Consider the following 13,624-nt stretch of genomic DNA (forward strand, 5'->3'; position numbering starts at 1 on the left):
ATAGCCGCTCGATCTCATTACGAAGTGAGGGTGCACCTGGAGAACGCATCGCTCCCCGCCCCGTCAATTTTTGCATCCATCCTGCGGGTCGTCCCATAAACACCTCGATCAAGGTGTTGCGACGACCGGTTGAATCCGCCAATCGCTCCCCGCCCCGTCAATTTTTGCATCCATCCTGCGGGTCGTCCCATAAACACCTCGATCAAGGTGTTGCGACGACCGGTTGAATCCGCCCAATATGCAAGCCGACTCTTTCGCCAGCGGTTGTGGCGATACCGCATGCGCCAGAGCATGAGTCGACGAGGAAACTGCTGGGATAACGCACCGATGGAGCGCGTATTTCGCAGCTTGAAAACAGAATGGATACCGACCGTGGGCTATCGAACTGCGCAGGAAGCACAGCGCGATATCAGCCATTTTTTGATGCAATTCGGCCTCACCAATTCAACGATGGGTTGGCGCCAGCGCGGGCCGAGGAAAAACTTAACGTCGTGTCCGGGATTAGTTGACCACTACAGCGTGACCTGCAGGCGCGCTTGGACAAAACCGAATCTGAAGAGGAGCGGGCGACCCTTTTAGCCAAACTGGCGGAGGTTGAAGCCAGCCGTGCCGAGCTGGAAAGCGCAGAAAAGCTGATCGACTATCGCGAGCAAAATGCCAAAGCTGGCTATGTATACGTGATCTCCAACGTGGGTGCGTTTGGCGAAGGGGTGTTTAAAATCGGTATGACACGCCGCCTGGAACCAATGGACCGCGTCGACGAACTGGGTGATGCCTCGGTGCCGTTTTGGTTTGACGTCCACGCGATGGTCTTCTCGAACAACGCGCCAGCCTTGGAAGCGAAACTGCATGAACGCTTTGCGGCAGGTCGCCTTAATAAGGTGAACGGGCGCAAAGAGTTCTTCCGTGCGGACATTGCCGAAATCGAGTCGGTTATTCGAGAAAACTATGATGCTGCTGTCGAGGTTGCCCACGAAGCACCGGCCGAACAGTATCGCGAAAGCCTTCGGATGGCGTTGCCTAAGTCTGAAATCTTGCAAGCGGAGCGAGTTGCGGCGCAAAGCTGAGAATGCCGTTGGGGTGCCCCTGATTGGCCGTTTCTCGGTTAGTAGGGGGCATAGCGACGGAAAGGTTTGCACTGCCTCCATAGACAATTCCGTTATCAAGAAACACTTCAAAGCGGCAGAGCCTTGGCAACCTCATATTCGAGCTGACCTGGCATGGCTTGGATCCAAAAATCCTCCCTTTTGGCATTGGTTGCATGTACAGTGGTGGCACTGTGGGTTGAATGCGTATAGCGTTGCCTATTTTTGATGCTAAATATACTATATATAGTGTTTTTAAATAATATTGCATGCTATATGTTGTGTTTTTTCTGAAAATGGATAGTCTGCATAAACCTAGTTGATCTCTACCACGAAGACTCGCAGTAGAAGACTTTGATTAGGCCCATGACTTTTGGCTGGTAGTGGGGTGGTGTGTGTCAGTACCTCTTGATGCTATGTATGACCAACAACTGCGTGCCGCGCTTGAGACATGGCAGCACTCCTCGACCAACCGCGTGGTTCTGGCGACGGAAACCGATGGTTGGAGATTTGCTTTTTTTCGGTTCAAAGCAACCACTGCTGATCCGTTAGAAGCCATTACGGGGGATTTTGGAGTCTTATCCAGAGACTTGGTATTGCAATGGGCAAGCGACAAGAAAATCGTCCCCAAGCTTGAATACGCGATGGTGGACGACGTCCCGCATGTATCTGTTAACACTGAGTTGTTCGCCGCCAAATTGCTCGCTCTCGTGCCCGCTAAGGCAACCAAGAAAGCCATCCAAACATTTCTGAAACAGCGCGATTCTCTGCTCGAAGACATGAAGCGCCCCAACCTGCCGGGTGAAGTCATCAATTGGGTTTACGCAAGGTCGGCCGGGATCTGTGAATTCGAGGGCTGCCCTGCGGAGTTGTTCAGGGACAACCTGGGCAACTATGGGTACTACGGTTACCTCGCCCACATCGTTGCAGCAAAGCCAAAAGGTCCGCGCGGTGATGATCACTTGTCAGCGGAACTGGCGCAGTCACCTTCGAACATCATGCTGTGTTGCGATATCCATCACCGGCTGATCGACAAAGTTGATCCAGATAGCTTTAGCCGGGAACGACTTGAAGCAATGGTCGCCACCAGGGTCAACTGGCGTACCAACCAAGCTGCGACATTGTCTTACCCGATCGTGCATGCCTTGGCATTCATTGGTGACATCGCCGGTCGCACAACAACATTCTCACAGCACGATGCCCGAAAGGCTTTATTGGCGGCCCACCTCACGCCTGTGAACGAGCGAGTGGCCGAATATCTTCTGCGTGATGCCCAAGGTGGGAACGATGTAAACGATCCAGGATATTGGGCTAACTTCTTACGAGTTTTCCGGGCACAAATCCTCCACATCCATACCGCGATCAGGGGCGATGGTGCGTTCGGCGCTCAAGCTCAGGAGCTCGCAATCTTCCCGCTGGGCAACATGCCAGCAATGCTGCTGGGCGGGTGGCTGGTCGGTGAAGCGAGACGAGTAGAGCTGTTTAGCTTCAGGCGTAACCCTGGAACGTGGGTGCGTCCTGACGATTCCGAACCGCCTGTGAAATTCGAGTGGACTAAGGCCTCTGATGTGAAAGTTGGCTCGCATGTCTTGATCACGCTGGAGATTACCTCAGAAATAACCGATGTAGCGCTAACGGCGGAAATGCTGAGCATGCCCCGCATTCGGATTTCTCCCAGCACTTACGGTGTTGATGTTGTGGCATCGAAAGTGGCAATGGAGAGATTCAGAAATACTTGCCAAGAGGCATGGGCGTATGCCGTTGATGTGCTCCATGCCTCAGAAATCTCAATTTGTACCATCGCTCCGGCTGCAGCAATTTTTGCTCTCGGAATGAAACTCCAGTCGCGTTTGCACCCGCCAATTCACATGTATCAGATGGCTCCTAAAGCCTTGCCTTTCCACGCCTTCACCTTGGACAGGCACGCGATTAGCGTGCCGCCGCATGCACCCGGCAGCGTGCTGCAGTTGGATGCCTGCTGATTGCGCGCAACATCTGTTCAACATCTCCTTCATGAGAAATCCCCACATGGACATCGAAGAACGCAGCTTGCTTGTCGCGGTAGAGGCTCTGGAGCTTCCGCCTAGTGCTTATGAGAAAGCGGTCCAGCGATACAAATCACTAGGCGAGTGGTTCAGCCGGCCTGAGTCCTCGGTCGCCGAGAACGACCCTCATATTTTTGTTCAAGGGTCGTTCGCTCTGGGGACGGCCATTCGCCCGTTGCTTGCGGGAGAGAGTTACGACTTGGATCTCTCGTGCAAATTGAGGGAAGGGGTTTACCCGCAGACTCACAGCCAGTCGGATCTAAAGGAGCTGGTGGGGATTGAGTTGGAGGGATACCGCGAGGCCAAGCGAATTCAGGAGGCTCTGGAAGAGAAGAATCGGTGCTGGCGCCTCTACTACCAGGATGGCGTCAGTTTCCACATGGATGTTGTCCCAGGGGTTCCCGTTGAGGAGGGTAGGCGCCAAGAGCTGGCTATCACCATGGAGAGCTATGGTGTAAAGCAGGTACTGGCTCGGGACGTTTCTAATCTTGCCATCTACATTACTGACAGGCGGCGCCCAGATTATGAGGACGTCAACGCTGGCTGGATGGTTAGCAATCCTGACGGCTATTGCAAATGGTTCGAGTCCAGATCAGAGCCAGTGTATGAGAAAGGGCTGGTCACGCTGGAAGCGCAAGTTGATGAAGTTCCATTTTATCAACGAAAGACGAATCTTCAGCGGGCAATACAGTTGCTCAAACGCCATCGTGATGTGATGTACCGTGATAATCCTGACTGGAAACCAATCTCGATCATTATCACCACGCTGGCGGCGCAAGCCTATCAACCAGGCGGCTCGTTGAAGGATGCCGTGGCGTTATGCCTTGCTGGCTTGAGCGCTTTCGTGGTCAGTAATTCAGACATTGTTCCGAACCCGGTGAACCCTAAGGAAAACTTCGCCGATCGCTGGAAGATGCCTGAGGGAGAGAAAGATCGATTGAAAGAGCACTTCCACCTCTGGGTTGGCCAAGCTCTTCAAGATTTTGGGAAAATCAGGGATCTAGATGGACAGCGTCTGGTGGAGCATATTGAGGACTGCTTTGAAACGCCGACCTCAACCGCTGCTTTGGGCATTGCTCCGGCGCCCGCTCAGGTCGCTGCCCCAGCCATTGTAGTTTCCCAGCCGCCTCGCCCTTGGGGGAGCAACGGTTGATTAAGCATGATTCGATGATCGAATCATTCTTGGCCGATTACCCGCGTATGAGATTTCGGCCGACGGTGGACGGAACGATTTCACTTGTTGGCCGATTTCCATTTTCTGCTTCAGCTGCGGGGCTTCCCGATGTAACTGACGAGTACCGAATACGGATCGACATTGTTGATTCGTTGGACAAGGCGCTTCCTGTTATCTACGAGATCGGAGGACGAATTTCATCTTCCAGAGACAATCACGTGAACGGGGATCGCTCACTGTGCCTCGGTTCACCGCTGAGCCAGCGGCTGCAATTAGGTGTCACACCGACGCTTACACGGTTTGTCGAGCTGTGCTTGGTGCCATTTCTGTATGCGCAGTCGCTAAGGGAGAGGGGCGTTGCTCATTTTCCTTTCGGAGAGCTTGCACATGGTTTCCAAGGGCTGATTGACGACTACAGGATGATATTCGGGGTCAAGGATGCGGTTGTCCTCATGAGCTTGCTTGATCTGCTTTCTATGAAGCGCAGAAGAGCTAATAAACTCCCGTGCCCATGTGGGTGTGGTCGTCGATTCGCAGCTTGTAGGCTCTATGAAACTGCCCATCAAGCGATGGCAACTCTGTCTCGCTGGGATATCAAACGAGCCTATAAAGAACTTCAGGCGCAGACTGGGACCTGATTCAGGTCAAGGATGATCGCTCGACTAGGCGCCAAGTGCATCAAACCTGACTACCGGCCATTGAGCGTTCACCGCCTGAGCAACCTCCCGCCTTAGCAACTCACGGCTGCGGATTCGATAGATAAATGCCGGCCACGCGCCCAGTCGCTTCAGATCTGCTGGCAGTGTGCTACCTTGGAATCCTCTCACGGAAAGCAGGGACGATAACGATGGTCACAGGCAAGTCAATCAACAGCGTTAATCGAATCATCGCGCACTCGCATGGCGCCCGCGAAATGCTGTTCGTGATTGAGCGAGAAAAGGTCGATCAGAACCTTCAGGCGCGGCTGGCGATCGCTCACCTTGAAAAAGACGGTGATTCGATCCTTCCTGCGACGATCGGCAAAGTCAGCGAATTCAATGCGCGCGGCAAGGAGATCAAACGGCGAGATCTCCCGCTCATCAAAAAATCAGTCCCTCAGTACCGGAGCTGGAAAGACTGGCATGGCAACGATCACAGTGGTGTGCAAATCCGAACCATGGATGTGTATCCCATCGACTTTGTTCGTCCGCCCATGGAGCACCTTTCTCTGAGTGTCATTGATGGGAAGGAATACGTCGTGACGCGCAGGGTGAAAATCGATGAGCCGTCCACCGCGCTTATTCACGTGGCGAACCTCATGCTCGAATTTTTCCAAGAGTTTGAGATTTTCGACGTTGACCGCAAACGCATTGCAAAGGTGCAGGCACGCCAGCTGCAGTGGGATTTGCTTCCTCCTGGGAAGTACCCTTGGAAGAGCGCAGAGGCCATCGTGAAACCATATCTGGCCGGTCTGCGACCTTCAGAGCAGGGAGTGATCGAGCACCGTATCAGGGAGATTACTCGATTCGAGCCTGATTTCTTTGCCACGGGCCGAGGTGGCTACCAAGGTTACTTCGTCTTTGGCTTTGTCAAGCGTGGGATTTATCTTCTTGAGAGCTCACATTTGGATAACGCCACCTATAAGTTTGGTGAGGATTGGGAAGTCCTGTCGACCCTGACCAAGGACGAGATCATCAACGGCGATCACAACCATAAACGTCTGATCCACGATAAAGCCTGGGGACGTAAGATCCGTGAAATGCTCGCGTACGCGTAGTGGTTTAAGACTCTTCCTAGTGCAGACCAGGCACGTGTTCTAAGAAGACTCGGCTTCTGGCGCGTCGTAACTGGCTCTTAGCCAGAGGTCGACGTATTTGCCGAATTTGATCGCAATGCTCGCGGCTGGATTGGCTAAGCGTCGGCGATGTTCGCTGTTGGATTCATTGAGCGTCTAGTTGCGATTGAACCTTATATCCTCAAGCACCGCTGACCTCACATGGAAAGGATTCTACTTTGAAGCTTCAGTTCGTTCGCATCTGTGGTTTTCAATCGTTTGGTGCAGAACCAGAAATTGTTGATCTGTCTGACCTTACATTCCTGATCGGGCCGAATGGCTCAGGGAAGACCGCGACTCTACAGGCGCTTTGCCGCCTCTTTTCGTTTGACCCGAATCAGCGGCGACTCCGTAAATCGGATTTCTTCGTCCCGCACGATGAGACTCAGGTTCCCGATCAGCGAATGCTATGGATCGAGGCTGAGTTCACCTTTCCCGAACTCAGTGACGTGGAGAACGACCATCCGACGATCCCCACTCACTTTGGGCACATGCGCCTAGATACTGCTGATGGTGTGCCCCGAGTAAGGTATCGTCTGAATGCGACCATCGGCATTGACGATGAAATCGAGCAGAGCCTCGTGTACGTCCTGGACGTGGATGAAGATGATGCTCCGGTCGACACCGCCCCGGTGCCCAGAGACGAGCGAAACTTCATCCAGGTTCACTACCTTCCAGCTCGCCGGGATCCGGCTGACCATATCGCCTATGGTGCGAACGCCTTGCTAGGGCGTCTGCTGCGAGCCGTGAACTGGACGGAGCAGCGCGAGACGATCCAGCAGCTCACCTCGGATATTTCCCAAAGCCTGACCCAGAATGAATCCGTGCTTAGCCTCAGCGCCGGCCTGACCAAGACTTGGAAAGAACTTCACAAGGGCCAGTTTTTCACGCAGCCGAGCGTGACGTTCATGGCCAATGAAATCGAGTCGCTGCTGCGCCATCTTTCGGTGTCCTTCTCTCCAGGTCATGGGGAACAACTAGTCGATTTCTCACGGCTGAGTGATGGCCAAAAATCGATGCTCTACCTCTCGCTGGTTTTGTCTTCTCAGGCTGTCGGGCGAGCGGTGCTTCATGGTAATGACGATTCCTTCGACGCTGAAAAGCTAAGACCTGCGGTGTTCACCATCGTCGCTTTGGAAGAGCCAGAGAACAGCCTGTCGCCGCATTACTTGGGGCGAATCGTGTCGTCCCTCAAAGGGCTGGTAGGCGACTCCCAATTTGCCGACTCCCAGGCTCTGATTGCGACTCATGCGCCTTCTATGCTTCGACGCGTAGATCCATCGGCCATCAGGTACCTGAGGTTGGACGAGTCGCGATGCACCGTGGTGACGAAGATTCAAATGCCCTCCAATGAGAAGGGTGAGGCCTACAAGTTCGTGAGGGAGGCCGTTCAGGCATATCCGGAGGTCTATTTTTCGCGCATGGTCATCCTAGGGGAGGGCGACAGTGAGGAGATAGTCCTGCCTCGGCTGCTCGCAGCGAAGAATCTGCAAGTCGATGAAGCAGCCATCACCATCGCCCCGCTAGGTGGTCGCCATATCAATCACTTCTGGAGGCTGCTCAGTGGCCTCAAGATCCCTTACGTCACGCTGCTGGATCTGGATGTGGCGCGTTTCGGTGGTGGATGGGGTCGTATCAAATACGTCGCGACGGAGATGAAACAGCATCGCCAGGGCGATCTGTACCTGACAGACGATGAACTCAAGAGTCTACCTGCATGGAATGATCTGACCCATAAAATTCTGCAGGTTGAGAAGGATCCGAAATACAAATCCTGCATAGCGAATTTGGAGCAGTTTGGAGTATTTTTTTCCGCGCCGATGGATCTGGACTTTTCGATGCTCAGGGCTTATCCGCTTGCGTACGGTTTGGCCCCGGAAGACCTGGTTGTTCCGAAACAGGGGCAAACAAAGTCCGTGCTGGGCGATAGTCATCACGATCGTTTCCAATACTCGTTGATCGAGCGAAAGCACTTTGTCGCCTACCACAAACGCTTCAAGCTCGACAGCAAGCCAAAGTCGCATATCGAAGCGCTTTCCAACCTGACGAATGCTCAGTTGATTGCCAAAATGCCGGCCTCTCTAAATCGTCTGGCAGACTTCGTGATCGCCAAAGTTGAAGGTCTTTCGGAATGATTTCGCCCGAGGTCTGGAAGCCATCCGTAGGTATTGTTTTGGAGCCAAACGCGGAGGTAGCCGTCCGGGAGGTTAAACGGTGCGTAGCGTTGACTGCTGGCCCAGGCGCTGGCAAATCTGAACTGCTCGCCCAGCGCGCTGACTTCCTGCTGACCACGGGAGCTTGTCGTTACCCCAAGAGGATTTTGGCCATAGCGTTCAAAGTTGATGCGAGCAATAACCTTAAGGAGCGGGTGTGGCGGCGATGCGGGGCCGACTACGCCAGCCGATTCGACAGCTACACGTTCCATGGTTTTGCGAAGCGAATTATCGAGCGATTTCGCCCTGTGCTCACCGGCGACGATGCGTTAGACGCGGGTTTTCGAGTGGTCCCGAAAGGGAAGGCACACCCTGTCCAGACCGAGTTCGGGCTTTTGATCCCGCTGGCCCTAAAGATCCTCGACGCCTATCCGATGGCGGTTAACGCCATCAGGCAAACTTACAGTGACGTGTTTCTCGATGAGTTTCAGGACTGCACGTACGAGCAGTACTCGCTGGTCAGCAAGATTTTTGTTGGTACGGCGCGCCGGGTCACTGCGGTCGGCGACGTTAAACAGAAAATCATGGGCTGGGCAGGCGCGCTCGACGGGGTGTTTGGAAAATTTGAGGCAGATTTTTCGGCCACCCATCTCAACATCTACCGAAATTTTCGCTCACAACCTCAGCTTCTCAGGCTGCAAAACGATCTAATAAAAGTCCTCGATCCCGGCTCCGAGATGCCCATAGAGCTATTGGGCGGCGAGGGCGGCGAGATCTTGCTTCAGTCTTTCAACAACTGTACCGGCGAGGCCTTCAGCCTTGCCGATCAGATCAACACCTGGATCCACATCGAGGGCGTGGCGCCCTCCGAAATTGCGGTGTTGGTCAGAAGTTATCCTGAGGCCTATACCGTCCGTTTGACCTCTGCGCTAGATGGGCTTGGGATAGCCTACCGTAACGAAAATCAGATGCAGGACATCACCACCGAGCCCATTGCCTTGGTCGTCGTGGACTTTCTTCTGTGCCTCTATGGCTCGCGCGAGCCGAAAGCCTGGACGAGGTTATTGCGGCGGATCATTCCCGCAGATGATGACGAACATGGCGGTTCCGTTCGAAACGATTGGAACAGGTTCATCAAGGAGGCACGCAAGACTGCTGCCGAGGACATTGCCGCAAAAAACTATGCTCAGAGGTGGACGTTGCTCAAAGAGTTTCTGTCCATGGTGGGCGTGAGCCTGCTGACGAGTCTCTCCCATGATTACGAGTCCCGTGACCGTTTGAAAGAGATCATCCGCGATATCAAGAAGCACATCGATGCGGCACTCGGCCAAGAGCCTGACTTGCTCAAGGCACTTGCCCAACTGTCTGATGATCAGTCGATCCGGATTCTGACCGTCCACAAGAGCAAGGGCCTGGAATTTGATTCGGTGGTTTTGCTCGGTGTGGAGGAGGAGGCCTATTGGGGCAAGGACACCCATGAAGTTCGCTGTACGTTCTTCGTGGGGATCTCGCGTGCCAAGAGGCGCCTGGTGGTCACGACCGCTCAGACTAGGGATAAGCTCGCTGACATCGATAGTTGGCGTACCAGGCGTAGGTCACATGGCGAATTTCTTGGCTACGTTCAGAACTGGCAAACACCTTGAGCATGAAAAAATATAAGGATGGCGCGCAGTTCACGATCTGGCAATGTCCTGCCAATTTCTCCGTGGTTTACCTCGTCGAAGTTGCCGCTCTGCTCGAAGCTGCTGACATTCTTGTCTCTAGCTATGGAGTGCCAGATGCTGGCATTTATTAACCTGCCAGTCTAGTTCGAAGGTACGTAACCATAGGTTCGAAGCTGTTTAAAAGTTATATCAGGATCCACCGACTTCCAGGCCGCACCACGCACGTTGCGCCAACCGAATAGCTTCATCATGGATAGCGTGGCATCGGCAGCCTTGGTAGCAGCGTCAGACTCGCACAGGAGGTCTAGTGAACGAGTGGTCAACACTTCGACGGGCTTGTGAAGCGCTGTCCAGGTTGCACCTTTGCCGGAAAAGTAGCGCTTGATTCGCACATCGGGCTTGCTGCTGTAGCCAACGTAGTAGCAGTCATCCTCCAGCGTCAGCACAAACAGGAAATACTCGGTGTTTTGCTTCGTCGGACTCGATGTTTGAGTCACGGTTTCAAGCACGCTTGGGTTGCTTGGCAGTCTGGGGACGAGAATACATTCCGTGTTTGCGAGGCATTCTGAAGATGTAGCAGCCGAAAGTATTAAACCGTAGCCATGGCTGATGAGCCCTTTTTCAACGTGCTCAACGTTGGTGTTGGAAAAGAATCCTCCGCGCACATTTTGATAGCCATGCTGGTGCATCAACTGCAGTACTAATTTGTTTTCTGCCAACTCCCCCATTCGGTAATCCACGTACTCAAGGCGACTTTGCGTCAGTTCTTTCACTGGCGGATGTAGGCGCGTCCACGCTGAACCGCTCCCATTGAAATGTTTGCGGATGCGCTTGTCCGGATCTTTGGATTGTCCCACATAGAATTTATCGTTCGCGAGTTCAAGCACGTAGAGATATCGCGTGCACTTTTCTAACATCCAGTCCATAGATCCCTTTGGCCTCCAGTTGCCTAAGTCAGCGCGTCAAGATTCGGCGCTTACTTTGCGCCGGATGAGGGGGTGGGATCGTTTTGCTCTGGATCATTCAGTACCTGCTGGTGCATGTACATGAATTGGTGGGCTGTTTTCAAAGCAGGCGGTAAATGTTCTTCCGGGTGATACACCGGATCGCGTAATGCGTTGCCGTAGCGGGTTCGCAGGTTCTCTGCGATCAACTCTGGCGTTATTAGGTTCGCAACAGAATCGTAGCTGCGCCTTTCAAAGTCTGATCTGACAGGCAGCCCTGATTCTACAAACCACCCCTCACCAACGAAGCACTCCAGAAAAGTGTCGACACCAGTTGGATCCGCTTCGAAGTGAGCACTGAGCGCTTTTCGTACAGAGGTATTTCCAAGATGCTTATTCCAGAGCCAGTACAGACTCGGCATGTCCTTTGGGTCCGAAGCAAAGAGTGGTCGTTCGTTGTCAGCACTGCAAATTTTGTGAGCCAGACGTTGGTTTAAGATCTCTTCAATGGCATCAGAAAAAACGCGCTCTTCTTCGTGGCGTCCTTCATGGTGATGAATCCATCGACAACATTCCATTCCGAATCCCAGCGGATTAGCTGCGTCGATTACTTCTTCTGCCGCACGTTGTCGGGTGTCAGGATCAGGTATTCGCCTCAGTAATTCAGATACCAGCATGCCCCCTTGCATGATGGTGCCGCCTATCACCATTGGCCCGCGCTCTCGGGGCATCAGTGTCGCATTGGCAGAGAGCGTGACCATCAGTGCGTATGCCTGCTCTTCTGGGATTTCTTCAGCGTGGGCACGAAGCTTTTGAATAAGTTTTGGAAACGCTCCGCGCGACGAAAAGTCCGTGAGGATTTCAATTCGTTCAGCCTCATTAGCTCGCGTGAGACTTTCCAGCAGCGAATGAATCGCAGCATCCCCCACGTCCCCATGAGGAATACCGTATGTGAAGTAGCGAGCGAAATATTCGCTTGAGCAGGCTTTTTGCTTTCGCGCCCATGATTGATCCCATTCGCCGCCATAACCCATGCGGCCTATGCGGGGGAAGAGCGGCTCAAGCAGTCCTTTTCTGACTCTCAGGCGTTCTTGCTGAGTGGCCTCAGGCAAGCTACGGATAAGTAAGGTGTCGAGGGGGCTTTCTTGAGGTGCTTGCGCGAATACGTTTTGGTTCTGAGCTTGAGCTTGCTTTAAGAACAAATCAGGATTGCCGCGGATTTCGGCATACAAGTTAGGGTAAAAGATACGTATACCCTCAATTAACATGAGATCAACAATGTCGACTTCACCCTTGAGCAATGGAAGTGCAAAGGTCAACGCGTTGGCATACAATTTCCCAAGGCGCGGTGTAGTGAGGCGCGGTTCGAGGCCATCAACAAAATGCCGTCCAAACGTATCGGCCATTGCTTGGGTGAGTGGAATTTCAGCCTGATCCAAAGCTGCCTGTACCCCTTCAAACGTCAGGTTGCGCAAGCTTTTCTCATCAGCAGGGGGAAGGTGGAGCGGAACTTGAATGATTTTCTCAAGAAATGCACGGCCCGCGCGCTCGCCGCCTTGGCCATATCGTTCGCCCAATGCCGCGGATACGACGGCATCATCGAAGGCCAGCACGTAAGAGGTATGACGAAAGCTTGCTGACAATTTCACCAGCTTGAATATTGCATGGGTTTCGTTGCGATCTAAACGGTCTATGTCATCAATAAATGTGACCACGCGTTTGCCACATTTCTCAAGAATCGATTCTATCCTCTGCTTTAGTTCTTCTAATTTGACCGCTGATAACGATTCCCCTAGCCCCTTTGCAGCATCTCCGGGGTTGATTTGAAGCACTCCGGCAACTGTTAGTGATCCGAGCGACAGCAAAGAGCCGTATTGCTGCAGTGCATCACCTGCACGCTCTTTAAAATTGGGAAGCGACTGATTTAGAGCCCCCGCGAGTGTTGCGAAAAAGCCACGGAGTAGTTGGTCTTCAGACTGAAAGTGCCAGGGATTAAATTTCACGCAGATAACATCTGGGTAGGCTTTCAGCGCCTCCTCCATCATTTCCAGTACGGATGTTTTGCCGTCTCCCCATGGTCCATAGAGTCCGATGACGATGCTCGCAGGATCTACTCGCGTTGCAATCGTATCGGCCATGCGCGTGGCAAAAGGGGCACGATTGAAACGGTCGTCGGCGCGGGTGGCAATCGGTTGGTCCGAGGCGTATTGATGTCCCGGAGTGGCGGGCTCGGGCGGCGGCACGTCGACAGATACTTTTTCGTTGATGAAAAACGCTTTGATCCTTTTGAACATCTCAATTCCTTTTAAGGGCCCACGGTTTTCCCGAGTTTGTGCATAGTCATTTTGACAAGGTTGAACCGAAGAGCCCGACGCGCTGCGCTACTCAGCCAGAGCCGCCATAAAGTCTTCATGCTCAGGTACTTCGCCAATATCTTCCGGCAGGCGCCTATCGGCCCCGTCGATGCGGCACAGCAGTGGCGTAAATACAAGCGCGGGAATGGTCTTCTCAACTTTAATTGCAGCTATCGGTTACCGCTGAAATCATAGATGCAAAGGTCCCTTGTTTTGTCAGAGTAACCAGAGTAACGCAGGCAGCAAGCATTCCGCCATGTGTCACGCATCAGGTGCGTGATTCGTTTGCCATCAATTTATTGGGTAGCAGCAATAGGGCCAAAGTAGCCAGCGCTGGTTGCAGGGGTGTCAGAGGGCATAGCAGGGAACTGCAGTACCAGGCTTTGACGAGT

9 protein-coding genes and 1 pseudogene are annotated in these 13,624 nt (G+C 53.2%); 8 read left to right on the forward strand and 2 right to left on the reverse strand.

Annotated elements, in window-relative coordinates; translation table 11 throughout:
- Positions 1-225: 225 nt before the first annotated feature.
- The 8 genes and pseudogenes from AO268_RS26270 to AO268_RS26305 all read left to right on the forward strand — a co-directional run.
- Positions 226-509, forward strand: a pseudogene (locus tag AO268_RS26270) (integrase core domain-containing protein); the annotation flags it as partial.
- 27 nt (positions 510-536) lie between these two features.
- On the forward strand, positions 537-1,067 hold the full coding sequence (locus AO268_RS26275) for a GIY-YIG nuclease family protein (protein WP_257154460.1): 531 nt from the start codon (positions 537-539) through the stop codon (positions 1,065-1,067).
- Positions 1,068-1,480: 413 nt separating this feature from the next.
- Complete coding sequence (locus tag AO268_RS26280) at positions 1,481-3,067, forward strand: SAVED domain-containing protein (RefSeq protein WP_141562845.1); 1,587 nt, start codon at positions 1,481-1,483, stop codon at positions 3,065-3,067.
- 46 nt (positions 3,068-3,113) lie between these two features.
- Positions 3,114-4,283, forward strand: a complete 1,170-nt coding sequence (locus AO268_RS26285; protein ID WP_099170304.1) for a nucleotidyltransferase domain-containing protein — start codon at positions 3,114-3,116, stop codon at positions 4,281-4,283.
- A complete protein-coding gene (locus AO268_RS26290; RefSeq protein WP_099170305.1) occupies positions 4,280-4,942 on the forward strand; it encodes a hypothetical protein in 663 nt (220 codons plus the stop codon). Before AO268_RS26285 ends, AO268_RS26290 begins: the two co-directional genes overlap by 4 nt.
- A 209-nt stretch (positions 4,943-5,151) precedes the next feature.
- Positions 5,152-6,060 carry a hypothetical protein gene (locus tag AO268_RS26295; RefSeq protein WP_099170306.1) on the forward strand — a complete coding sequence of 303 codons (909 nt, stop codon included), beginning with the start codon at positions 5,152-5,154 and terminating at the stop codon, positions 6,058-6,060.
- 236 nt (positions 6,061-6,296) lie between these two features.
- Complete coding sequence (locus tag AO268_RS26300; RefSeq protein WP_099170307.1) at positions 6,297-8,252, forward strand: ATP-dependent nuclease; 1,956 nt, start codon at positions 6,297-6,299, stop codon at positions 8,250-8,252.
- Positions 8,249-9,913 carry a UvrD-helicase domain-containing protein gene (locus tag AO268_RS26305; RefSeq protein ID WP_099170308.1) on the forward strand — a complete coding sequence of 555 codons (1,665 nt, stop codon included), beginning with the start codon at positions 8,249-8,251 and terminating at the stop codon, positions 9,911-9,913. Before AO268_RS26300 ends, AO268_RS26305 begins: the two co-directional genes overlap by 4 nt.
- A 161-nt stretch (positions 9,914-10,074) precedes the next feature.
- On the opposite strand, the gene AO268_RS26310 is transcribed toward AO268_RS26305, so the two are convergent.
- Both AO268_RS26310 and AO268_RS26315 read right to left on the reverse strand, forming a co-directional pair.
- Positions 10,075-10,860, reverse strand: coding sequence for a GIY-YIG nuclease family protein (locus AO268_RS26310; protein WP_099170309.1), 786 nt, complete (start codon positions 10,858-10,860; stop codon positions 10,075-10,077).
- Between the two features lie 50 nt (positions 10,861-10,910).
- Complete coding sequence (locus tag AO268_RS26315) at positions 10,911-13,172, reverse strand: KAP family P-loop NTPase fold protein (RefSeq protein ID WP_099170310.1); 2,262 nt, start codon at positions 13,170-13,172, stop codon at positions 10,911-10,913.
- Between the last annotated feature and the right edge of the window lie 452 nt (positions 13,173-13,624).

Source organism: Pseudomonas sp. ICMP 8385 (assembly GCF_002699915.1).
Lineage (GTDB): Bacteria > Pseudomonadota > Gammaproteobacteria > Pseudomonadales > Pseudomonadaceae > Aquipseudomonas > Aquipseudomonas gessardii.